Genomic DNA, 21,941 nt, shown 5'->3' with positions numbered 1-21,941 from the left:
CATACATCACCACCTACATAAGAAGCACATGATGGAACAGGCTCTGTAGATGAATCTGTAGCTCCAACTATTGTACCAACTGTTGATCCTGTTGCATAATCTGCAGCTGGAATTAAAACTGTAGCACCAGAGCAATTATCATTTACTGGTGGTGATGGTAAAGTTGTAAATGTTATTGTTGACCATGTGCTGAAGCCAGCTCCACAATTAGTTCTAACATGAAAATAATACTGTGTACCAGGAGTTAAGCCAGATGCAAGATATGTAACTGGAGTAATTAATGTTCCAGAACCCGCAGGATTTGTTACTACATTATCCAATACATATTCATAATTTACAGCTCCTGAAATTGCACTCCAAGCCATATCAGCTGAAGTAGAAGTAATATTACTAACTGTTGGATTTGGTGACACACAAGCTGGAGTAACTTCAAGTTTAAAATCATCAAAGTTTATTCCATTTGGTGCAAAATCCGCTACAACATTTATTCCGAAAGAATAATCTCCAGATACTGTAGGTGTAAACTCGTTTGTAACTAAAGTCCAAGCTGGATCTTGATATCCTGCTTGAGTAGACAAGATAGTTGTCATTGCAACATCTGTTTGAGCTGTACCAACACCAAGTGTTATATCGTAGCCAACAGTTGTATCATTAGTTCTAACAAAATAACTAAAAGTATATGATGTCCCAGCTGTTAGAGTTGCTTTTGGCGTAAATGCCCAACCATCTGTTCCCCATGTTCTTCTTAACGAATTTGCTCCACTATGTGCAACTGGCGCAGTAGATATTGACCAAGTACTCGATGCATTTGTGTATGCCCAACAAGAAGGGAATATATTTGTTCCTGTTGCTAAAGCATCAAAGTTTTCTATCCAAGGCAATGTACTATTTGAAGCACAAGTAGTAAAGCTAGAAGCTGTACATCCTATTGCATCACCTGTCGCATTGTAAGGAGTTATTGTAACATAATAAGTTGTACCTGATGCCAAAGCACCTAAGTTATATGTGGTCACATTCAAAACATCTGTTGATGCTAAAAATTCTGATCCTGTAAGTGTTGTACCTACTTTTATTTTGTATCCCGTAGCATCTACATTACTTGCCCAAGTTACCTGTGAACTTGACACACTAGTTGCACCATTTGCTGGCGTAGTTAATGTAACACATGCTGGAGCTCCTACTGGAACTGGCTCCCAAACTACATCATCTATCAATACGCTCAATCCTAAGTTTCCTGTATGTCTAAAAGCCAAATTATCAGAATAAGTTCCTGCAACTGGAGCATAAGAAAAATCTGCATACGTTAAAGTTGATGCGTTAAAAGATGTAAAAGCTATAAAAGTAGCATCATCATTAGGATCAGTTAAATATCCAACTTCGACATCGTCTCCTGCGGTAAAATTACCTCTCATTTTAAATCTTAATCTATGAGTTCCTGCTCCCATATTAGAAATAGGCACCATTTTAACAACCCCTAGACTACCTGTAAAACCATAAAGATACATTGTATTTACCCCAGAACTTGGATTTGTTGTTTGTATATTTGTATTACCTCCAGTTCCTACTCTAGCCCAACAAACTGGGAAATTAGGAGCTGTAACACTATCAAAATTTTCTGTAAATGCAGTAACAGATACACAAAGTGTTGCAAAAGCAACAGATGAACTCCAAGCGCTAAAACCACTACCACAATTAGATCTTACAAATACATAATAAGTAGTTGCTGGAAGTAATCCAGTTAAAGGAATTGAAACAGCTGTTGTAGCAGTACCTGAAACAACTGGTGTAGTATTTGATGTAGAAACAACATACTCATAACCTGTTGCAGGTGTAGGCACTACTGCTGTCCATGAAATTGTCGCGCTAGTTGTCGCTATAGTACTTACAGCTAATCCTCCAGGCGCAGAACAAGTAGGTGGTGTAAATGTATATTTTTTCCCAACCAAATTTGTTGTAGCAGATATTGAGTTATTCGCTGTGCTTGAAGATGCTGTTGAAGCAGCAGAAGGCGTAACACTTAGAAATGATGAAGAACCATTTAACCCTACAGAAGCACTTAAAGTACCAGCTGCATCCATAACAGATCCATATACGAAATCGATAACATTTGTAGTTTCGTATAAACGCAATTTATAAGAAGCAAATGCTGTAGTACTGGTAGAACCACTTCCACCAATATTAACATTATCCCAACCAACTTCTAAAATTCTATTTGGAGCAGTTCCAGTAATTGCATACTGAATATTTCCAGTACCTAAATTATTATCGTCCCAAAATGGAGCTATTAATGGTCTATTGCTAGCAGTTGGAGAGAAAGCATTTGAATAATTAGCAGTACCCGTATTACCCGTAGTTGCTGCGTCACCCATTTTAATCCATCCATTTGTGCTAACACAAAAATGGGTGTAATCTACTCCATCGTATTTAAAGGTAAAACCAATTGGAATTCCATTTTCAATTCCGTCATCTCCAGCTGCAGAAGAACCAGTTCCCACAACTGCTGTGTATGCTTCCGTCGATCCTGAAAAAGCATAACCGCTAACTTGCGAATAGCCTTCCGTGACAATAGCCAACATAAAAGCTAATAATAATGTAATTTTTTTCATGTTTATATACTTTAATTTAAGTATGCAATATATAAAAAATATTAATCAATTGTTAAATTATTATCAGTATATCGACAAAAAACATAAAAAAACCATGAAATACATTCATGGTTTTTAAATATCTTAAAGTATTTTGCTATTATTATCCTATACTTGAAATATTTACCACTTCGTCAGTATCAGCTTTATAATCTACTCCTTCAAACCCAAATCCGAAAAGATTATGAAAATCTTTTCTATATCCTTCTAAATCTCCTATTTGAGGTAAAGTTTCGGTCGTAGCTTCTAACCAAAGTTTGGCCACTTTTTCCTGAACATCCACTCTCATTTCCCAATCATCTATACGTATTCTTCCTTTTTCGTCGGTAGGAATTGCATTTCCAGTATATAATCTTTGTGAATACAATCTTTGCATTTGCTCTATACAACCTTCGTGAATTCCTTCAGTTTTCATAATTTTATATAATAATGATATATATAAAGGAATAACTGGAATGGCTGAACTCGCTTGTGTTACTAATGCTTTATTTACTGACACATAAGCTTTTCCTCCTAAATCTGTCAAACTATCGGTAATAGAGAAAGCAGTTGCTTCTAGATGGTCTTTTGCTTTACCGATTGTTCCTTTGCGATATACAGCTTCGGTAACTTCTGGTCCTATATAAGAATAAGCAATTGTAGTAGCATTCTTTGCTAATAAATTTTCCTTTTTTAAAGCATCTATCCACATAGACCAATCTTCTCCACCCATAACCGTTACAGTATTTTCGATATCATCACCTTCACAAGGAGCTATAGAAATATCCGAAACTTTTCCTGAATGAAAATCGACGGTTTTATTGGTAAATGTACTTCCTATTGGTTTTAAAACCGAACGATGTAATACACCTGTTATTGGATGCAAACGAACTGGTGATGCTAAGCTATAAATAACTAAATCTACCTGACCTAAGTCGGCTTTAATCATGTCAATTGTTTGTTGTTTTACTTCATTTGAAAATGCATCTCCATTAATACTTTTTGCATACAAACCAGCTTTATGCGCTTCATTCTCGAAAGCTGCCGAATTGTACCATCCTGGCGAAGCTGTTTTCCCTTCAGCTGCTGGTTTTTCGAAGAAAACCCCTATCGTAGAAGCATCGCAACCAAAAGCACTTGTAATTCTTGAAGCCAAACCAAAACCTGTCGAAGCTCCAATAACTAAAACTCTTTTTGCTCCTTCTATATGTCCCTTAGATTTAACGTAAGCTATTTGATTTTTTATATTTTGCTCACAACCTGTTGGATGTGCTGTAAGGCAAATAAATCCTCGCATTCTAGGTTCTATTATCATTTTTTATTTTATTTGTTGGTATGTTTATTTGTTAAACAAAATTATTAAAAAAATTTAGTTTAATAATGATTTTGCATGATTAAGTGCTGAATCTGAAATATCTTTCCCCGATAACATTTCGGCAATTTCTACAACTCGCTCATTTTGAGATAGTAATTTCAATTCCGAAATAGTATTTTCGCCTTCCGATGATTTAAAAACCTTATAATGTTGGTTTCCTTTTGCAGCAATTTGTGGCAAATGTGTAATGGCAAAAACTTGCATTTTACTACTCATCTCTTTCATTATATCACCCATTTTATGTGCTATTTCTCCCGATACTCCTGTATCTATCTCATCAAAAATAATGGTTGGTAATTTCGAATAATTAGCTAGAATTGCCTTAACAGCCAACATAATTCGTGACATTTCTCCGCCAGAAGCTACTTTTTTAAGTAAGCCAAAACTTGTTCCTTTATTAGCCGAAAACAACAATTGAACCTCGTCTTTTCCTGATGGTAAATAGTTTTGCGCTTGATTAATTTCAAATTGAAACCTAGCATTTGGCATTCCTAATTGTGTTAGAATTTCGGTAATTTGATTTACTAAAACAGGAACAGCCTTACTCCTATTTTGTGAAATTTGGGAAGCAATTTTATCTAAAATCAATACGCTTTCGTTTGATTGATTTTCTAATTTTTTAATTTGATTCTCTAAATCATCAACCAAAACCAATTTGCTATCTAAATCATTTTGAATAATTAAAAGTTCGGAAATAGATTCTACCTGATGTTTTTTTTGTAAAGAATATATTGTTTGTAGTTTTTGATTAACCAAATCTAATTTTTCTGGATCATTAACTAATTTTTCTGCTTGTTGAGAAAGTTCGATAGAGATATCTTCAAACTCAATTAATGTACTTGAAACTCTTTCAAACAAATCTTTAAAATCAGACGATAATCCTGCGATTTTTTGCAACGAAATTTTAACTTCTTTAAGATTTTGTATAATTCCTACATGTTCTTCATTAGAAATTGCTAATGATTTATCTAGAACTTCTTTTATAAATTCTACATTATTTAGCTTTTCAAAGATGTTTTCTAATTCTTCTTGCTCGTCGGCTTTTAAGTTTACTGAAAGTAATTCTTCTAATAAAAACGAATTATAATCTTGTTCTTTTGATAACGCTTCTTTTTCAGCATGCAATTTTTTTAATTCACTTTTTGCAGATTTATACTGAGCTAAATTTTGTTTGTAGTCTACAAGTAAATTTTGATGGTTCGCAATAGCATCAAGAATTTCAATTTGATAAACTTCATTAGATAATTCTTGTGTTTGATGTTGCGAATGAATATCTAATAAAAATTCGCTCAAATCTTGTAGTTCAGCCAAATTTACTGGACTATCATTTACAAAAGCTCTAGATTTTCCTGAAGGTAAAATCTCACGACGTATAATTGTTGTGTCTTCATAATCTAAATCGTTTGTAGCGAAAAAATCTTGTAAATTATATTTTGATATTTGAAACTGTGCTTCAATAATACATTTTTGTTCTTTATCTTTTAGCGAAGTTAAATCGGCTCGTTTGCCTAACACTAAACCTAAAGCTCCCAAAAGAATCGATTTTCCCGCACCTGTTTCACCTGTGATAATAGAAAATTGGTCAGAAAAACTCATTTCCAACTGTTCTATTAATGCGAAGTTTTTTATAGATAATGAAGTTAGCATAGTGAGAAATTAATAGCTAATTTTTCCCCATTTACTGGAATTTGTTGGAGATAATCTATTTAACGTGTTAATAACTTCTGTTACATCAACTTTTGGTCCATCAGTATAAATACTAAGTATTTCGTCAGCTTTTGCATCAAAGAAGATTCTAGTCAGATAAGCATTAGGTCTTGAATCAGCAATTTCTGATAGCGTTTTCAAAGACATTTTTATATTTTCTTTTGATTCTTTCTGATTATCAGCCATTTTATCTAATGCTTTCAGATGATATTCATACATTGCTTTTCTAAAAGAAACAAAAGTAGGCGAAAGCATATCATTTATTAAGAAATATCTATTCTGATTTTTGTCTGATTGGCTCCAGCCTTTAATTTGACTTTGTTGGGCAACATTTGCAACATTTTGAGCAATTTCTAACGATTTAGTTCCTCCTTCGAGGGCAAATGTATCTGCATCTACACCAACAATTAAATTTGAATAAAATGCCATTATAGATACTAAATTAGAATCGAATGAATTTTGATCGAAGGTTAAATTTTGAAATTCTATATAATTAAAATTGATATCCTTATCGTTTATATTTAATATTGGTGACATATATGTCGAATTATAAACTGGTCTTGATGCCTGAACTTGTAAAGTTCCTGTAAACTGATCGGCATTATAAGTCGTGATTGTAAAGAAAAAAGAACATTCTATTTTTTCGTTTCCTTTATAAGTCTGGTCAGACCATTTTGTATTGTTTACAAACTCTGTTAGAGATTTTTTAAGTGTTTTAAATACTTGTTGATTTGTAGCTGCAACTTGATCTGTATTGAAGGTTATAGAGCAGTTTAGTTCCTGAGCTTGCATAAACCCAAAAAACAACAGGAACAAAAAAACAAATATTTTACGCATAATGTGAGACAATTTTATTTACAATATCAATAGCTACTTCTTCTTTCGATTTCAATTCTTGTGGTTCTATCTTAAAATTATTATCTATAAATGTAACTTTATTTGTTGGTTTTCCAAAACCAGCACCCAAATCATTTAAAGAATTAAGAACAATCAAATCTAGGTTTTTTTTCTGAATTTTTAGCTTTGCATTTTCAATTTCATTTTCGGTTTCTAAAGCAAATCCAATAAGGAATTGATTTTTCTTGATTAGACCTAATGACAACAAAATATCTTTGGTTTTTTCTAATTCAATAGTAAACGTAGCTTCACTCTTTTTTATTTTCTGGGAGGCTATATTTTTTGGACGATAATCTGCCACAGCTGCAGCTGCAATCATCACATCAGAAGCATTAAAATATTCATGGCAAGCATTATACATTTCTTCAGCAGAAGTAACTTTTACTAGATTTATTGATGGATTTTTAATTTGAAAATGCGTTGGCCCAGAAACTAGAATAACTTGAGCACCAAGATTGGCTGCTGCAATTGCTATATCGAAACCCATTTTACCAGAAGAATGGTTTCCTACAAACCGAACAGGATCTATGGCTTCATAAGTTGGCCCAGCTGTAACCAATATTTTTTTACCGTTTAGTGGTAGTTTATTTTCGATATCTTTTTCTAAAAAAGCAATGATATTTTCTGGTTCTGCCATGCGCCCTTCTCCTGAAAGACCACTGGCTAATTCGCCACTTTCGGCAGGAATAATAGTGTTTCCAAATTTTGCGAAAGCATCAAAATTAGCTTTTGTAGACGGATGTTTGTACATATCTAAATCCATTGCTGGTGCAATATATACAGGACATTTTGCCGAAAGATAAGTAGCGATAAGCAAATTATCGCAGTTACCTGAAACCATCTTAGACATTGTATTTGCTGTTGCTGGAGCAATAACAATATAGTCTGCCCAAAGTGCTAAATCGACATGATTATTCCAAATTACATCTTGATTCTCTTCATTAAAAAAAGAAGAATGAACAGGATTTTTAGAAAGTGTAGAAAGTGTTAGTGGTGTTACAAAATCCTTAGAAGCAGGAGTCATTATCACTTGGACATGTGCTCCTGCTTTTATGAATAATCTAACTAACGAAGCTGATTTGTAAGCGGCAATTCCACCAGAAACGCCTAGTATTATTTTCTTACCACTTAAAACAGACATAGTTGTTTTATTTTGTTGATTTGTAGTAAATTTTATCTTCTAACCATTCTTCTACAGCTAATGCGTGTGATTTTGGTAATTTTTCATAAAATTTAGAAACCTCAATTTGCTCTTTGTTTTCGAAAACTTCTTCTAAACTATCATTATAAGTAGCAAACTCTTCTAATTTTTCAATTAGTTCCTTTTTTATTTCTGCATTAATCTGATTTGCTCTTTTAGCCATTATGGTAATCGCTTCATAAACATTTCCAGTTGGTTCTTCAATTACTGTTTTGTTGTAAGTAATTGTGTTTACTGGAGCTGTAGTCTTTTTTAAATCCATGACTTTTTTTATTTAGAAAATTGTTGTAAATCTTTATCAATTCTAACCAACATTTGGTCAGCTATTTTTTTGTATTCTGTATTTGCATTAAAGTTAAGCAAAGCTTCTTGTGCCGCTTTTGCTACATTTAGCCTATCTTCCATTTTTGATGGAACACTATTTATTGCTAATTGGTAACTTGCATTTAATTTATAAAACAATGCTTGTTCTTTATAAGGTGTTCCTGGGTAATCTGCGATAAAATTATCTAAAGCTTTAATTGCTGGTTTATAATCTTCGATTGTATTATATTGTTTTGCAATTTCAAAAGCCTTTTTTTCTAATTTTTCTCTTAATTCTTTCACCACTACGTTTGCATCAGCTAAATATTGAGAATTTGGATATTTATTAATAAAATCTTGCAGTTTATTAATTGCTTTATCTGTATCTACCTGATCTAATGAATAAACTGGTGACAATTTAGAATATGATTTTGCACCTAAAAAAGCTGCTTCCTCAGCATTTTTACTTTTAGGATATAAAGCTGCAAAACTCTCGAATTGATATCCTGATAAATAATACTGTTCTGTTTTATAATAAGACTGTGAAAACATATAAAAAACATTCTCAGCTTCTGGCTTTCCTTTTAATACTGGTGAAACTTGCTCAAAAAGACGTATTGCTTTTTCGTACTTACCAGCTTCATATTTCTTAGTTGCCATCTTAGTTTTAACTTCGATATCTTCTGATTTAATCGCTTTTTGGTATTCACTACAAGAGGAAAAAAATGCAACAAGCAGGAATGTATATAATAAATTCTTCATATTTTTTTGAAACTATTGATTTTTATTGACTTTTTGAGTTCATAAAATCGAAATGCAAATTTAGTTATTAATTCTAATCTACAAAACTTTATTTATAAGTTATTTAGAAAGGTTTTTTGTAAACAAATCTAATCTATTTGCTAAATTTTCATTAACACTAACTAATGGTAAACGAACTGTGTTTTCTGACAACCCTAATGATTTAAAAATTTCTTTTATACCACCTGGATTTCCTTGTTCAAAAATCATGTCGATACTATCCATTAGTTTGTAATGCAAAGCATAAGCCTCATCCACTTTTTTCTGCAAACCAAGACGAACCATTTGGGAGAATTCTTTTGGATAACCTTCACCTATAACTGATATTACTCCTGCTCCTCCAGCCAAGACCATAGGCAATGTAATCATATCATCTCCAGAAATGACTAAAAAATCTTTTGGTTTACCTTGTATAATTTTCATTGCTTGTACAATATCGCCTGCCGCTTCTTTTATTCCTATGATATTTTTAAAATCTTTTGCTAATCTTAGAACTGTTTCTGGAGACATATTACTAGCTGTTCTTCCTGGTACGTTATATAGGATTACTGGAATTGGCGATGCTTCAGTAACCATTTTGAAATGTTGATAAATTCCTTCTTGAGTGGGTTTATTATAATATGGAGAAACTGAAAGTATTGCTGAAAATTTAGAAAAATCTCTTGTTTTTAATTCTTCAACAACTTTCATTGTATTATTCCCTCCAACTCCTAAAACTAAAGGTAGTCTTCCATTATTGGCTTCAACTATTGTTTCAATTACAACTTCTTTTTCATCTTGAGTTAATGTTGCTGATTCGGCAGTTGTACCTAAAACTACTAGATATTCAACTCCGCCGTCTATAACATAATTTACAATACGTTTTAAAGCTTCGGTATCAACAGAAAAATCTTTTTTAAACGGTGTTACAAGGGCAACTCCAGTTCCAATAAATGCTTGCATGGTTTTATATTTTGTTTAAAATTTTTAAATATCTAAATAGTTCATGAACAAAAACTTTATAGTTTTCGGCATTAGTATTAATCATTAAATGATTTAATCTTTTATCTACAGTAGAAAATCCTACTCTAAAAAGGGCTTTCGAATGATTTGTAATAAGCAACAACGGTGCTTTTTCGGTATCATAATAACTTATTAGCATATCAAAAGGTGTATTTATAAAATCTGTAATAAAATTACGATTAAAATCTCCTTTCCAACTCATATCATTATTAGTAAATGTAGGCTGAGAGAAAGTTTCATTTTTTTTTATTTTATCTCTAAAAACAATCATTTTTATGTTGTTTTCCTTAATCCCGCATGCGATTAATTCTTTTGTAAGTTGCTCTTTATCTGGAAAATAACTTTCATCTACTAATACACCTACTGTTTGTATTGGAGTTAGTAATGAACTTGGCTTTACGTTATGCAAACTTCTTTTTAATATTTTTTTTAGCGAAATTTCTTTTATATACCTTATAAACATATTACTTTTACATATTAATCTTGAAAAACAAATTTAATCAAATAAGATTCAATTGTCATGGTAAATGTAAAAAAGAGTGTCCTTGTTTTAAAACATTTTGTTTTAATTTTAACGTTAATCGCATTTAATAGTAATTGTTATGCTCAACTAGAGGTTGCAAAAATAGAAGGCAAACAAATAAATGTAAATGAAAAAGCATATTCTCTTGCAGAATATAATGCTTATATCGCTCCTTATAAAACACATATTGACAATGATTTAAACACTGTCCTTGCTTTTTGTCCAGAAACATTAGAAAAAAGTAAAGGTCAGTGGCAAACTAACATTGGAGATTTCCTTGCAGATATAACATTAGACAAAACTAATCCCATATTTAAAAAACGTGAAAATTTAGATATTGATATTTGCATTTTAAACCATGGAGGAATTAGATCTATTCTTCCAAAAGGAAATGTAACCACAAGAACAGCTTTTGAAATAATGCCATTTGAAAACACTACAGTTGTTGTTGCTTTAAAAGGTGAACAAGTAGCAGAATTTGTAGATTATTTTATTAAAGAAAAAAAACCACATCCAATTTCTGGAATAACATTTACTATAGATGAAACAAACAAACCAAAAGATATCCTAGTAAAAGACAAACCATTAGATCTTACAAAAACATATTATGTAGTGACATCTGATTATCTTTCTGGTGGCGGAGACAGTATGAATTTTTTTAAGAAAAATATAAAAGTCTATGATTTAGATTATAAACTCAGAAACATATTAATTGACTATTTTAAGGATGTAGATGTCATTCCTATTACTAAAAAAATTAAGGTAACTCAATTAAAGAAACAATAATATTATAATCTGATTAATAAATACGGAACAATGAAAAGAAGAGATTTTATTCAGAAAACTGCAGCAAGTGCAACTTTACTAACACTTGGAGGATTATCATTAAGTAGTTTTACAACAAATAGCGCAAAAAAAATTACTATTTTACATACAAATGATGTACACAGCCATATAGATCCTTTTCCTGCCACCGACCCAAGAAACCCAAATATGGGAGGAGTGGCCAGGCGTGCAGCTATTATCGAACAAATAAGACGAGAAGAGTTTAATGTACTACTTCTTGATGCTGGAGATATTTTTCAAGGAACTCCTTATTTTAATTATTACGGAGGAGAGTTAGAATATAAACTAATGAGTATGATGAAATACGATTTAGTGACAATAGGAAATCATGATTTTGATAATGGGATAGATGGCTTACTTGCACAAATGCCTCATGCTGAATTCGATTTTGTATCTGCAAATTATGATTTTAAAAATACAGTGCTTGACACCATTGTAAAACCTTATAAAATTTTCAAAAAAAACGGAATAAAAATAGGTGTTTTTGGACTTGGAGTTGAACTAGAAGGTCTTGTTGATAAAAAATTATACAAAGAAACAAAATACAACAATCCTATTGAAGTAGCACAGGATATGTCACGTATTCTAAAAGAAGAACAAAAATGTGACCTTGTTATTTGCTTGTCTCATTTAGGTTATGATTATAAAAATGAACCTGAAAAAGCTTCTGATATAATGTTGGCTAGAAAAACAAAAAATATAGATTTAATAATTGGTGGACACACTCATACTTTTTTAGATAAACCTGTTGTCGAAAAAAATCTTGAAGGCAAAGAAGTTCTAATAAACCAAGTTGGATGCTATGGTATAAATTTAGGTCGAATAGATTTTTATCTAGATAATAAAAATAATATTGCAGCTGGTGGAAAGAAAATTATTATTTAATTTTCCTCTGATAAAATCATAAATTTATATAACGAAAATTGAGCAAAAGCATATAATAACATAGCAATAGGTTGAAAAATTGACATAGATATATAATACATTCTTATTATAAGAACAAACTGTATCAGAGTAAATAACACAGAACTTATTAGCAACCAATAGTTCATTTTATTATTTTTAATAATATAATTTGCTAGAGAAAAACCACCTAAAAAGCTCATAAAAATTATTTGCATAATATATATATAAAATCCATCTCCTAATTCATCAATAGTTAGGCTTGTAACATATAAAAAAAGAATTAAAAATGGTATACTTCCTAAAACAATAGGTAAGTAACTTTTTACTCTAATAATTTTTATAACAATATATATAATTAAAATTCTATAAATCATAAAGAATATAGATCCCAATAGAGCAGAACTAAACTCTTTTGAAATAAAAAACACATTTGCTATTAGTACAAAAAACAAAGCAGCTATAAAGTAATTATTTCTAGTTTTTGATGACTTCCAGTATATTGTAATTAGTAACGGACTTAGTAATGGTTTTAATATATAAATAAAAACTGTATATTCGAATAGCTCCGCAATAACTTCTGCCAATACAACAACAAAAAACATTAAAATCAGAATGTTAACCTCGTTTCTGTTTATAATATTTTCTTGTTTATTTTCCATTTTTATTATATTTCTTGAAGTACCGAATTATTTGTTACATATTTTACCATATAAAAATATGAAGCAAACTGAACTATTACATTAAGGATTATAAAAATTTCCATATTTAAATAAAAATTATATACTGCAAAAAATGCATCAGAAATAATGAAACAAATACACATAATTACCGCATAAAATGTTTTTTCGCTTGGTTGATTTAAATGATTTAAACCAACAATTGAAGCTAGTAAACACAATATAATTCCGTAAACAATATATAAATTAAGAGATGAATTGTCTAAATTAGACATCAAACTTATTACTACATATAAAATAGCCAAACAACCTATTATCATCAAAAGAAAAGAAAAAAACCTTAGTCTTGATGTATTTTTAATTGAAACATCCTTGACAGCAAAATATATGAACATTAAATAACTAAACATATTTAGTAATGTAATCGGAAGATCTCCTTCTGGTAGTTCAAATAAAACAATCATGTCCGATATAAAATTGAACAACAAAATTATTAAAAAAATCCAATTAATTTTCCCTTTTCTACTTTGCAAATAATAATAAAAGATAGCTGGTACAATAACAGGTTTCATAATTAATAATAATAAATCATTATTTATTACAACAGCTAAAACTGAAAAGAAACTAGCTATGAAATATAAAATTAATGATGGAGCTATAGTTTTCATTTTACTTTTTTTTAACCAATAGTTTTGTTGAAACCTGTGCTTTTGTTTCTTAATAAAAAATATTTTACTAAAAAATGAAACGATATAATATTACATAACACACTTATATATCTAAAAAAAACAAAATCATAATAATAGTAATAAATCACATAAAACAAATCGCAAATTATAAAACAAAAAGTTGCCATCATTAGCGATACATTTTCTTCATTGTTCTTTAAAACATACAAAACTGTATTTGACAAACCCAAAATTAGTAATACCAAGCTATAAACTATTATGTATAAATATAAAACAGAAGAAGAGTCGAAGACTAAAAATAAACACATATAAAGCAAGCATGATAAGAAAAGTAACATTAAAATTATATAAGTTAAACTTACATTATCTAACATTTTTATATTTATTTCAAATAAGCTTCTAATAACAAACCCAAGCAAAATACAGTACACAATTAGGTTTATTAAAATCACATATTGTAAGGCAAACTCATCCTCAAAAAGATTAAAAATACCACTCACAAAAAGTAATAATAAAACAGCCGAAAACCAAAAATTAACCTTTTTGTGACTTTCTTGTAAATAATAGAAAAATATTGAAGTCGAAACAATAGGTTTAGATAACAACGTTAAATATTCATTATCTATAACAATAGACAAGAAAAACAGAAACCCTGAAATCATATACAATAATATTGGTGGCTTTATTGTTTTCATATTATAAACTTACAAAATTAATTTTTAACCTGTAACTTATCACAAATAAACCTATAATTTCGAATGCTAAATAAAGACAAAAATGAAATATTTAACTAATGAATGTATGCTTTTTAATAAAGCAAAAAAACCTTAAAAATAATTCAAAAACTACTAAAAAAAAGATCTGTTTTAGCAGTCCATTTTAAGTTCGGATTGTAAAATAATTGTCCGTTTTTTACTTCTAACGGGCAATCGAAATTATTCGTAAAAAGACCTCCTGTACCCAAACCTTGTGGCATTACATTTTGCATCAGAAAGGTAAATTGAGCAATAGCATTTAGCCCAATATTTGACTCTAAAGCTGATGTAATCCACCAACCAATATTGTGTTTTTTAGCTAACAAAATCCATTCATTTGTTCCTCGAAAACCACCTACAAAACTAGGCTTCAAAATGATATATTGTGGTTTAATTTTAAGCAACAGATCCTCTTTTTCTTGATAAGAAAACACTCCTATAAGCTCTTCATCGAGTGCAATGTCAATTTTACTGTTTTTACATAGCTCTGACATACTGTCAGTATGTTTTTTTTGTATTGGTTGCTCTATACTATGCAACTGATAACCAGATATTTTATTTAATTTATTTAAAGCTTCAATTTCGCTAAAAGCGCCATTAGCATCTACTCTAATTTCTATTTGTTCTGGAGTGAAATTTTGACGAATATAGTGCAATAATTCTAGTTCTTTATCAAAATCTATCGCGCCTATTTTAAGTTTTATACACTTGAAGCCTTGTGCTATTTTTTTCTCGATTTGAAGCTTCATTTCTTGCGCCTCTCCCATCCAAATTAATCCATTAATTGGAATGCTTTTTTCTCCCAAAGTAAAACCCGAAGGAAACAATAAAAAAGGAGTTTCTGAAGCTAGTGATTGGAATGCCATTTCGACTCCAAACTGAATAGAAGGAAACTCGATTAAAGCCTCCCAAAGTGCTTTTTCTCCCAAGTGAATATGATCACAAACCCATTGCAGTTTTTCTTCATAATCAGGTCTATCATCACAACTCAAACCTCTCAAAATTCCACACTCTCCTATTCCCTTTTTTTCATCATTTTGCAACACTAAAAACCAAGTTTCTTTTTGAGTTAAAACACCTCTTGAAGTTCCTGACGGTTTTTTGAAATCGAGAATATATTTGTGGTAAGTTGCTTTCAAAATATTTTAGATTTTTGAATTATTGAATTTATAATATTTAGCTAGTTTGTCATTCCGACGAAGGAGGAATCTCATAAATTAATTCTAAAAAAAAGATGAGATTCCTCCTTCGTCGGAATGACAAAAAGTATTGTTTTTTTTTTTTAATCAACCAGTCTCAAAATTTTCTTGAAATTATCATTTGGTAAATTGGCTTTCTGAAATTTATCTAAATCATTGATGGTTTTATTTTTCCAAGTCTGGTTTGTAGATACGTTTTGTTCCTTGTACTTATTATGAATTTCTCGAGATTCACTCATTTTATCTAAAAACATATAAGTGTGTGCTAGATTAAGTTGCACTAAAAGTTCGCTAGAATCTAAATTTTCGGCAGTTTTGAGCGTTTTAAGCGCTTTTTCGTATTGTTTGGTGTAAATATACAACTCCCCTAAAGTGTTGTAGTCTAAAACAGACGCTTTGCTTTTACTGATAATTTTATCATTCACCAATAAAATTGCATCGTCATACTTTCCTTGTTTAGCTAAGTTTTTTGATTCTTGACGAATAATTTTATTATAAACTTCGATAGTATTTGTTTCTATCAATGCTTTCTCTTCAAATTTATTTATTAAAGATAGTTTCTCTGTGTTTGATAGTTTTTGAAATGCTGAAAATTTGTACTCATTCTGTAATTTTTCGATTATATTGAAACAAAAAGTATCCGGATTGGGTAATCTTGATGCTATTTCGGTTGTTTTTATAAAATTAAGAGCTATTTTTTTGTTGGTTTGATTCCATATTTTACTTGCTTTTATATCTACCCAAGGCACAATTTCGAGGATAATTTTTTGTCCTAAAATCCAATTCTTACTTTCGAAACCAAACCAAATAGTTTTAGAATCATCTATTAAACAGGTAGATTTTTCGACCGAAATAACTTTTACTTCTTTACTTATTGGGTTGTTCTGATACAAACATGATTTTTTTGTATCTCCTAATTTTATAAAATCTGTTGCTTTGTTATTGTCAGAAAAAATGGCATAAGTACATTTATCTGTTCCTGAAATAGCAGAAGCTAGATCTATTGCTCCTCCCGTTCCTTTTCCAATAAAATAAGGGTCTGGAATCGCTTTTAGTACTGATGATAAATCAGAAACCATTTTTTGGTTTTCGTCTAGTAAGGTGATTCGGTAAACGAATTCTGTTGTTCCGTCTGGAAAATCTTCTGACTTAACAAGGGTTCTTTCTCCTGCCGAAAGTTTTATTTCTTTATTAGTTACTCGTTGGTTATCCCAATAACCACTTGTTTCTTGAGCGAATGAAATACTAGTAAGGAAAAGTAATGCTATTTTGATTGTTTTCATTGTTTTTATTTTGTTTGTTGGAGCAATTTAAGTGCCAATTTAAACACGAAGATGGTTTTGATTGGAATCCCCTAGCCCCGATAGTAGTGAAAATCCTGTAATTGCGAGAGCCGAATCACAATATTAAGATTGCTTCGTTCCTCGCAATGACAGATTGTAACGAATAGCGGGAAATAGCTCCTGATTATAAATTAATACTTTCGCCTATTTCTAGTAACATGAGATCTTTGCCTGCATCGAAAAATTTCTTTTTGGCTTCGTCGTGATTTATTTCGATATAACCGAAGGTGTCGTAATGATATCCGAGTACTTTGTCGCAATCTACAAAATCGGAAGCGAGGATAGCATCATCGACATTCATAGTAAAATTATCTCCTATTGGAAGAACAGCGAGATCGAGTTTGGTTCGCATTGGGATGAGTTTCATATCCATTGTTAAAGCGGTATCGCCTGCAATATATATGTTTTTATGCTCGCCTTCTATAACAAATCCGCCTGGATTTCCGCCATAACTACCGTCTAGAAATGAACTGGTGTGAATGGCATTGACATACTTTACTGTTCCAAAATCGAATTTCCAACTGCCTCCATGATTCATGGGATGATACTTCAAACCTTTGTCTCCGAAATGATTAGCGATTTCATAATTAGAAACGATTACGGCATTGGTGCGTTTGGCAATGGCTTCGACATCGAGAATATGATCGTTGTGAGCGTGCGTTATTAGTATATAATCAGCTTTGAGTGAATGAATATTGATATGGTTGGCTTTTGGATTTGCAGAGATATATGGGTCGACTAAAATATGTTTGCTAGCAACTTCAATTCCTATTGATGCGTGTCCGTAGAAGGTTATTTTCATTTTTTTTAGTTTTTAGGCATTAGAACAAAAGCCAATAGTTTAAAAAATTAAAACCAGAGCCAAAATTAACGATAATAAAAATGTGCTAATGGCTAGTTTTTTTAATTGAGGATCGAGTGCTCGTGGTTCTGAACAATAATAAACTGTTTTTAAATGACTTAATAAAGGGAAAAAAGCTACTAAAAAAGCGTATTGATCGATTCTAAAACCTACTCCGTTATAGATTATTGCAAAAATTAAAACTAAAACCATCGCTGTAATAATCAAGCAATAATGATATATTTTAGCTTTTGCTCCACCCATTTTAACTACTAATGTATTTTTATTCGATTTCCGATCGGAATCCTCATCTCGCATATTATTTAAATTGAGCACTCCAACACTTAATAATCCTATTGCCGATGCAGGAAGAGCTAATTGCCAATCAAATTGTTTAGAATACAAAAAATTCACACCTAAAGTACTTACTAAACCAAAGAAAACAAATACAAAAATATCTCCAAAACCTTTGTAACCATAAGCTGAATTACCAACTGTATATTTTACAGCCGAAGCAATGGCTAAAACACCTAATGATAAGAAAAGTAAAGAATACCATAAATGTTTGTCATGAAATGAAAAATAAATTAACAAAATAGCTGATATAAAAGTTAGAGTTGCTGTAATTATCATCGCTTTTTTCATAGCTACTGGTGTAATCACACCGCTTTGTATGGCCCGTATTGGCCCTACTCTTTCTTCATTATCGGTTCCTTTAATACCATCTCCATAATCATTTGCAAAATTCGAAAGAATTTGTAATCCTAATGTCGTTAGCATCGCAAAACCAAAAATAGTCCAGCTAAACACTTGAGTTGGGGTAAGAATATCATTTGTTGGGTTTGCCAATGCGTATAAACTCCCAACCATTATTCCAGAGACAGAAAGTGGTAATGTTCTTAATCTTGCAGCTTCAATCCAATGTTTCATTTTATGTTTATTTATTTTTTACATCCAATTGCTATCCGATATTTCTATTTCGTATAACCAAAGGTTTACATATTCTTTTATTTTTGTATAATCTCCTAACTGAAATGCTAAATTTCCTCCAGCAGTGTGCAATGTTAGATAACCAATATCTGCATTTTTATGCCAAAACAATTGTGATGTTGTGATGGCTTGAATTTTCATTGGTTGTATAATTTCATTATCTATATCCCAAGCGCCACTTTGTTTTATTATAAAATCATTGTTTATAAATAATCTATAATTTCTGAATCCAAAATAGAGTATTAAACCCACAAAAACAGCATAAATAGGTGTTAAATACGCAAAATTCAACAGTTGTTCTTCAACATAATTTCCGAAAATAAAAAACGCTGTTAAAGGTAATACTATTGATAGAAATATTGAAAAAACAAGCTTACGAAAATTAGGTTTTAGCATAACTCCCTTAGTAGGGATTTTTTTAAAAAACAATTTGAGTATTTCGTTACTTTCTCTTTGATTACAACCTGGAATTTCAATTATAGATTTTCTTTCTTCTTTTTCGCCACCAGTTGCTTGTTTTATTTTTAGCTCTAAGATATTCATTTTCTTTTGAAAATAATTTCTAGAAATTGTTGTGATTTGTACTTTTTCAGGCTTAATTATGGTACTTTTTGTATTTATTAAACCAAAAGAAAGTAATAATGAACCTTTTTGCTTGGTTATTTTATAATCGAAGTATTTGAAAATAATTCTCCCAAGATTAATAATCAGAACTGAGCAGATTAAGAATACAATGGCAATTAAGAAGGTTTGAATAATTAAATTCCCATCAACATAATTCTCAATGTCTCCATCATGAATAACATCTTTTCCAGTAAATTTTTCTATATAATCTGAAACAGTAAAGAAAAATAGCATTAATAACGAAAAGCTTTTTATATAGTTTGATGTAATTCCAACTTTAAGTAAACTTAAAAAGCTAATTTTTATAAAAGGATGTTCTATTACAATTGAAGGAGAAGTTAAATCCTCTTCTATTTGAATATTTTTTAGTTTCTTTTCATTTTCTAATAAACTAGATTTTAATTCTAATGCTAGAAGATGTGAGATTGCTTTTATTTTTCCTTCTTTTGTATTGCTACCAGCAGTATCTACATCGAGAGCATAAACTCCGATAATTCTTTGAATTAATGACTGGTTGATATTTACTTGTTGAATTTTATCGAGCTGAATCGTAGTTTTGGTTTTATTGAAAATACCTTCATTAATGATAAACTCATCATTTTCATGATCTAAATAAAAGGTGAAGTTTAAATATTTCAAATAAGAAATAATAGCAACTCCTATAAAAACAACCAATATTCCTAAAAAAAAATAAAGCTTATTTATCTCATTGAATTTAAATATCCAAATAACAAAAACTGGCCAAAAAGCACGAATATATTGTCGCAAAGTTTCAAAAAACATCACCAAAACACCAATAGATGACTGACGTTGTGGTTTATTGAAATTACTTTCCATTACAGTTGTTTTTGAATTTTACCCATCAACAATTGTTTAATATTTTCCGCTTCATTCTTAGCTATTCCTGGTATTTCTATATCACTAGAACTTCCACCAGCCGTAAATATTTCGATTTTAGCCAATCCAAAATATCTAGAGATTAATCCCTCATGCAAAGCAACATGTTGCACTCTATTATAAGGAATCACAATAGTATTTGTTGCAATTATTCCGCTTCTATAAATAACATCATGATTTCTAAATGCAAATCCTTTCTTCTTAAAACTTATTCTTGACAATAAAATTGTAAGAAATATCAAGAAAATAAAAACAAAAAAAGTTTGTAGCTTAAATTCTAGTATTTCATCAATTTTATAAAAAACAAAAAATAATCCGATTGCTAAAATAGAAAAGACAATAGACTTATTTATTAGCATAACTTTCCAATAAGTAGCTTGCAAAGCTGTAAACTGTACTTCTTCAAATTTAGGAAGTTTGGTAGTATCTAGAGTTTCATTTGTAAAATTTTCCATTTATATTAAAGAAAGATGATTATTTCTTGATTCAATTATTTGTAAACTAAGGTAGCCACTTTTTTTCAAAATTAGGTTTGCGTTTTTCTAAAAATGCGTCCCTTCCTTCTTTAGCTTCTTCAGTCATGTAAGCCAATCGAGTCGCTTCTCAAGCAAATACTTGCTGACCTACCATACCATCATCTGTCAAATTCATAGCGAATTTTAACATTTTAATAGATGTTGGAGATTTTGCTAAAATTTCTTGTGCCCAATCATAAGCAGTATCTTCGAGTTCATCATGAGGAATTACAGCATTTACCATTCCCATTTCGAAAGCTTCTTGTGCAGAATAATTTCTCCCTAAAAAGAAAATTTCTCGTGCTCTTTTCTGACCTACCATTTTAGCTAAATAAGCAGAACCATAACCACCATCGAAACTTGTAACGTCAGCATCAGTTTGCTTAAAAATAGCATGTTCTTTACTAGCTAAAGTCAAATCGCAAACAACATGTAAACTATGACCCCCACCTACAGCCCAACCTGGAACAACGCAAATAACCGCTTTTGGCATAAATCGAATGAGTCGTTGCACATCGAGAATATTAAGCCTATGATAACCATCTTCACCTACATAACCTTGTTGTCCTCTAGCTTTCTGATCTCCTCCACTACAAAATGAATATACGCCATCTTTACTCGATGGACCTTCAGCCGAAAGCAAAACTACACCTATTGAAGTATCTTCTTGCGCATCGTGAAATGCTTGTAACAATTCTGCCGTAGTTTTAGGTCGAAAAGCATTACGTACATCAGGACGGTTAAAAGCTATTCGAGCTACACCATCACATTTTTTATAAGTTATATCTTCAAATTCTCTAACAGTTTTCCAATCTATTTTATTCATGCTTCTTTATTTTAATGTAAAAATAATTCATTTGTACTAAACAACTATTAATTCCTAAAAAGAATCTTACAAATTAGTATTAGAATGTTAAATTTTAAAAAATAAACATGCTTTTACTAATATTGTATTTGATTATTTACTAAATTTAATGTACTGAAAATCAATTTTTTACATTGATTTAAAATTATTAATTCGTTCACTGATTTATTAACTTAAAAAAAGTTTTTTTGAAAAAAATTGTTTGGATTACCGCTCTTACATTTGGTACATTAGTTACAAGTTGTAATAAAAAAGTTGAAAAATCTAATGATAATCAAATGACTAATGAGCAAGTTACTCAAGAAGTTGCAGATAGTATAAAAACTGACACAGTAGCATCTATGGTTGAACCAAAGGACAC

Annotated in this window: 20 protein-coding genes and 1 pseudogene; 2 read left to right on the top strand and 19 right to left on the bottom strand. The window is 30.6% G+C overall.

What is annotated here, in order from left to right:
* The 9 genes from ACKVOV_RS02885 to ACKVOV_RS02845 all read right to left on the bottom strand — a co-directional run.
* Nucleotides 1–2,606, bottom strand: a 2,606-nt coding sequence (locus ACKVOV_RS02885; protein ID WP_409205273.1) for a fibronectin type III domain-containing protein, incomplete at its 3' end; no start/stop codon positions are given.
* A 142-nt stretch (nucleotides 2,607–2,748) separates the two neighbouring features.
* On the bottom strand, nucleotides 2,749–3,939 hold the full coding sequence (gene fabV / locus ACKVOV_RS02880) for an enoyl-ACP reductase FabV (protein WP_409205272.1): 1,191 nt from the start codon (nucleotides 3,937–3,939) through the stop codon (nucleotides 2,749–2,751).
* Between the two features lie 54 nt (nucleotides 3,940–3,993).
* Nucleotides 3,994–5,646 (bottom strand): DNA repair protein RecN, encoded by a 1,653-nt coding sequence (gene recN / locus ACKVOV_RS02875; protein ID WP_409205271.1) that lies wholly within the window; start codon nucleotides 5,644–5,646, stop codon nucleotides 3,994–3,996.
* Nucleotides 5,647–5,655: 9 nt separating this feature from the next.
* The gene (locus tag ACKVOV_RS02870) at nucleotides 5,656–6,543 is read right to left on the bottom strand and encodes a DUF4835 family protein (RefSeq protein ID WP_409205270.1); all 888 of its coding nucleotides are present in this window, start codon (nucleotides 6,541–6,543) and stop codon (nucleotides 5,656–5,658) included.
* The gene (gene coaBC / locus ACKVOV_RS02865) at nucleotides 6,536–7,744 is read right to left on the bottom strand and encodes a bifunctional phosphopantothenoylcysteine decarboxylase/phosphopantothenate--cysteine ligase CoaBC (protein WP_409205269.1); all 1,209 of its coding nucleotides are present in this window, start codon (nucleotides 7,742–7,744) and stop codon (nucleotides 6,536–6,538) included. Before coaBC ends, ACKVOV_RS02870 begins: the two co-directional genes overlap by 8 nt.
* A gap of 7 nt (nucleotides 7,745–7,751) precedes the next feature.
* Complete coding sequence (locus tag ACKVOV_RS02860; protein ID WP_348076003.1) at nucleotides 7,752–8,066, bottom strand: DNA-directed RNA polymerase subunit omega; 315 nt, start codon at nucleotides 8,064–8,066, stop codon at nucleotides 7,752–7,754.
* Between the two features lie 8 nt (nucleotides 8,067–8,074).
* A complete protein-coding gene (locus tag ACKVOV_RS02855; protein ID WP_409205268.1) occupies nucleotides 8,075–8,869 on the bottom strand; it encodes an outer membrane protein assembly factor BamD in 795 nt (264 codons plus the stop codon).
* A gap of 99 nt (nucleotides 8,870–8,968) precedes the next feature.
* Nucleotides 8,969–9,850, bottom strand: a complete 882-nt coding sequence (gene dapA / locus ACKVOV_RS02850) for a 4-hydroxy-tetrahydrodipicolinate synthase (protein WP_409205267.1) — start codon at nucleotides 9,848–9,850, stop codon at nucleotides 8,969–8,971.
* Nucleotides 9,851–9,854: 4 nt separating this feature from the next.
* Nucleotides 9,855–10,373 carry a DUF6913 domain-containing protein gene (locus ACKVOV_RS02845; protein WP_409205266.1) on the bottom strand — a complete coding sequence of 173 codons (519 nt, stop codon included), beginning with the start codon at nucleotides 10,371–10,373 and terminating at the stop codon, nucleotides 9,855–9,857.
* A 57-nt stretch (nucleotides 10,374–10,430) separates the two neighbouring features.
* Here ACKVOV_RS02845 and ACKVOV_RS02840 point away from each other — a divergent pair, with 57 nt between their 5' ends.
* Together ACKVOV_RS02840 and ACKVOV_RS02835 are read left to right on the top strand one after the other, a co-directional pair.
* The gene (locus ACKVOV_RS02840) at nucleotides 10,431–11,219 is read left to right on the top strand and encodes a 5'-nucleotidase C-terminal domain-containing protein (RefSeq protein ID WP_409205265.1); all 789 of its coding nucleotides are present in this window, start codon (nucleotides 10,431–10,433) and stop codon (nucleotides 11,217–11,219) included.
* 30 nt (nucleotides 11,220–11,249) lie between these two features.
* On the top strand, nucleotides 11,250–12,164 hold the full coding sequence (locus ACKVOV_RS02835; RefSeq protein ID WP_409205264.1) for a bifunctional metallophosphatase/5'-nucleotidase: 915 nt from the start codon (nucleotides 11,250–11,252) through the stop codon (nucleotides 12,162–12,164).
* Here ACKVOV_RS02835 and ACKVOV_RS02830 read toward each other — a convergent pair.
* The 10 genes and pseudogenes from ACKVOV_RS02830 to ACKVOV_RS02785 all read right to left on the bottom strand — a co-directional run bounded on the left by ACKVOV_RS02830 (nucleotide 12,161) and on the right by ACKVOV_RS02785 (nucleotide 21,541).
* Nucleotides 12,161–12,844 (bottom strand): lysoplasmalogenase family protein, encoded by a 684-nt coding sequence (locus ACKVOV_RS02830; RefSeq protein ID WP_409205263.1) that lies wholly within the window; start codon nucleotides 12,842–12,844, stop codon nucleotides 12,161–12,163. The genes ACKVOV_RS02835 and ACKVOV_RS02830 overlap by 4 nt on opposite strands.
* A gap of 5 nt (nucleotides 12,845–12,849) precedes the next feature.
* On the bottom strand, nucleotides 12,850–13,530 hold the full coding sequence (locus ACKVOV_RS02825; RefSeq protein WP_409205262.1) for a hypothetical protein: 681 nt from the start codon (nucleotides 13,528–13,530) through the stop codon (nucleotides 12,850–12,852).
* A gap of 11 nt (nucleotides 13,531–13,541) precedes the next feature.
* Nucleotides 13,542–14,246: a hypothetical protein gene (locus ACKVOV_RS02820; RefSeq protein ID WP_409205261.1), complete on the bottom strand. Its 705-nt coding sequence runs from the start codon at nucleotides 14,244–14,246 to the stop codon at nucleotides 13,542–13,544.
* Between the two features lie 143 nt (nucleotides 14,247–14,389).
* Nucleotides 14,390–15,445 carry an o-succinylbenzoate synthase gene (locus tag ACKVOV_RS02815; RefSeq protein ID WP_409205260.1) on the bottom strand — a complete coding sequence of 352 codons (1,056 nt, stop codon included), beginning with the start codon at nucleotides 15,443–15,445 and terminating at the stop codon, nucleotides 14,390–14,392.
* A gap of 143 nt (nucleotides 15,446–15,588) precedes the next feature.
* Entirely contained in the window at nucleotides 15,589–16,788 is a 1,200-nt protein-coding gene (locus ACKVOV_RS02810) for a tetratricopeptide repeat protein (protein WP_409205259.1), read from the bottom strand.
* 184 nt (nucleotides 16,789–16,972) lie between these two features.
* On the bottom strand, nucleotides 16,973–17,650 hold the full coding sequence (locus ACKVOV_RS02805; protein WP_409205258.1) for a metal-dependent hydrolase: 678 nt from the start codon (nucleotides 17,648–17,650) through the stop codon (nucleotides 16,973–16,975).
* Between the two features lie 39 nt (nucleotides 17,651–17,689).
* Nucleotides 17,690–18,619 carry a 1,4-dihydroxy-2-naphthoate octaprenyltransferase gene (gene menA / locus ACKVOV_RS02800; protein WP_409205257.1) on the bottom strand — a complete coding sequence of 310 codons (930 nt, stop codon included), beginning with the start codon at nucleotides 18,617–18,619 and terminating at the stop codon, nucleotides 17,690–17,692.
* Between the two features lie 18 nt (nucleotides 18,620–18,637).
* Nucleotides 18,638–20,140 carry a PH domain-containing protein gene (locus ACKVOV_RS02795; protein ID WP_409205256.1) on the bottom strand — a complete coding sequence of 501 codons (1,503 nt, stop codon included), beginning with the start codon at nucleotides 20,138–20,140 and terminating at the stop codon, nucleotides 18,638–18,640.
* Nucleotides 20,140–20,655: a PH domain-containing protein gene (locus tag ACKVOV_RS02790; protein WP_409205255.1), complete on the bottom strand. Its 516-nt coding sequence runs from the start codon at nucleotides 20,653–20,655 to the stop codon at nucleotides 20,140–20,142. The genes ACKVOV_RS02795 and ACKVOV_RS02790 overlap by 1 nt, the downstream gene beginning before the upstream one ends.
* Nucleotides 20,656–20,701: 46 nt before the next feature.
* Nucleotides 20,702–21,541, bottom strand: a pseudogene (locus tag ACKVOV_RS02785) (1,4-dihydroxy-2-naphthoyl-CoA synthase).
* Nucleotides 21,542–21,941: the final 400 nt, after the last annotated feature.

It is taken from the genome of Flavobacterium sp. (assembly GCF_046153165.1).
Classification (GTDB): domain Bacteria; phylum Bacteroidota; class Bacteroidia; order Flavobacteriales; family Flavobacteriaceae; genus Flavobacterium.
Note: the sequence above shows the minus strand (reverse complement) of the source record. Positions and strands in the feature narration are given on the sequence as shown.

What these genes read in the sequence shown, in the direction of transcription:
- coaBC (WP_409205269.1), bottom strand. Translation starts at nt 7,744, where the DNA reads ATGTCTGTTTTAAGTGGTAAGAAAATAATACTAGGCGTTTCTGGTGGA.
- ACKVOV_RS02840 (WP_409205265.1), top strand. Translation starts at nt 10,431, where the DNA reads ATGGTAAATGTAAAAAAGAGTGTCCTTGTTTTAAAACATTTTGTTTTA.
- fabV (WP_409205272.1), bottom strand. Translation starts at nt 3,939, where the DNA reads ATGATAATAGAACCTAGAATGCGAGGATTTATTTGCCTTACAGCACAT.
- ACKVOV_RS02855 (WP_409205268.1), bottom strand. Translation starts at nt 8,869, where the DNA reads ATGAAGAATTTATTATATACATTCCTGCTTGTTGCATTTTTTTCCTCT.
- dapA (WP_409205267.1), bottom strand. Translation starts at nt 9,850, where the DNA reads ATGCAAGCATTTATTGGAACTGGAGTTGCCCTTGTAACACCGTTTAAA.
- ACKVOV_RS02845 (WP_409205266.1), bottom strand. Translation starts at nt 10,373, where the DNA reads ATGTTTATAAGGTATATAAAAGAAATTTCGCTAAAAAAAATATTAAAA.
- ACKVOV_RS02805 (WP_409205258.1), bottom strand. Translation starts at nt 17,650, where the DNA reads ATGAAAATAACCTTCTACGGACACGCATCAATAGGAATTGAAGTTGCT.
- recN (WP_409205271.1), bottom strand. Translation starts at nt 5,646, where the DNA reads ATGCTAACTTCATTATCTATAAAAAACTTCGCATTAATAGAACAGTTG.
- ACKVOV_RS02790 (WP_409205255.1), bottom strand. Translation starts at nt 20,655, where the DNA reads ATGGAAAATTTTACAAATGAAACTCTAGATACTACCAAACTTCCTAAA.
- ACKVOV_RS02825 (WP_409205262.1), bottom strand. Translation starts at nt 13,530, where the DNA reads ATGAAAACTATAGCTCCATCATTAATTTTATATTTCATAGCTAGTTTC.
- ACKVOV_RS02810 (WP_409205259.1), bottom strand. Translation starts at nt 16,788, where the DNA reads ATGAAAACAATCAAAATAGCATTACTTTTCCTTACTAGTATTTCATTC.
- ACKVOV_RS02835 (WP_409205264.1), top strand. Translation starts at nt 11,250, where the DNA reads ATGAAAAGAAGAGATTTTATTCAGAAAACTGCAGCAAGTGCAACTTTA.
- ACKVOV_RS02795 (WP_409205256.1), bottom strand. Translation starts at nt 20,140, where the DNA reads ATGGAAAGTAATTTCAATAAACCACAACGTCAGTCATCTATTGGTGTT.
- ACKVOV_RS02860 (WP_348076003.1), bottom strand. Translation starts at nt 8,066, where the DNA reads ATGGATTTAAAAAAGACTACAGCTCCAGTAAACACAATTACTTACAAC.
- ACKVOV_RS02830 (WP_409205263.1), bottom strand. Translation starts at nt 12,844, where the DNA reads ATGGAAAATAAACAAGAAAATATTATAAACAGAAACGAGGTTAACATT.
- menA (WP_409205257.1), bottom strand. Translation starts at nt 18,619, where the DNA reads ATGAAACATTGGATTGAAGCTGCAAGATTAAGAACATTACCACTTTCT.
- ACKVOV_RS02820 (WP_409205261.1), bottom strand. Translation starts at nt 14,246, where the DNA reads ATGAAAACAATAAAGCCACCAATATTATTGTATATGATTTCAGGGTTT.
- ACKVOV_RS02870 (WP_409205270.1), bottom strand. Translation starts at nt 6,543, where the DNA reads ATGCGTAAAATATTTGTTTTTTTGTTCCTGTTGTTTTTTGGGTTTATG.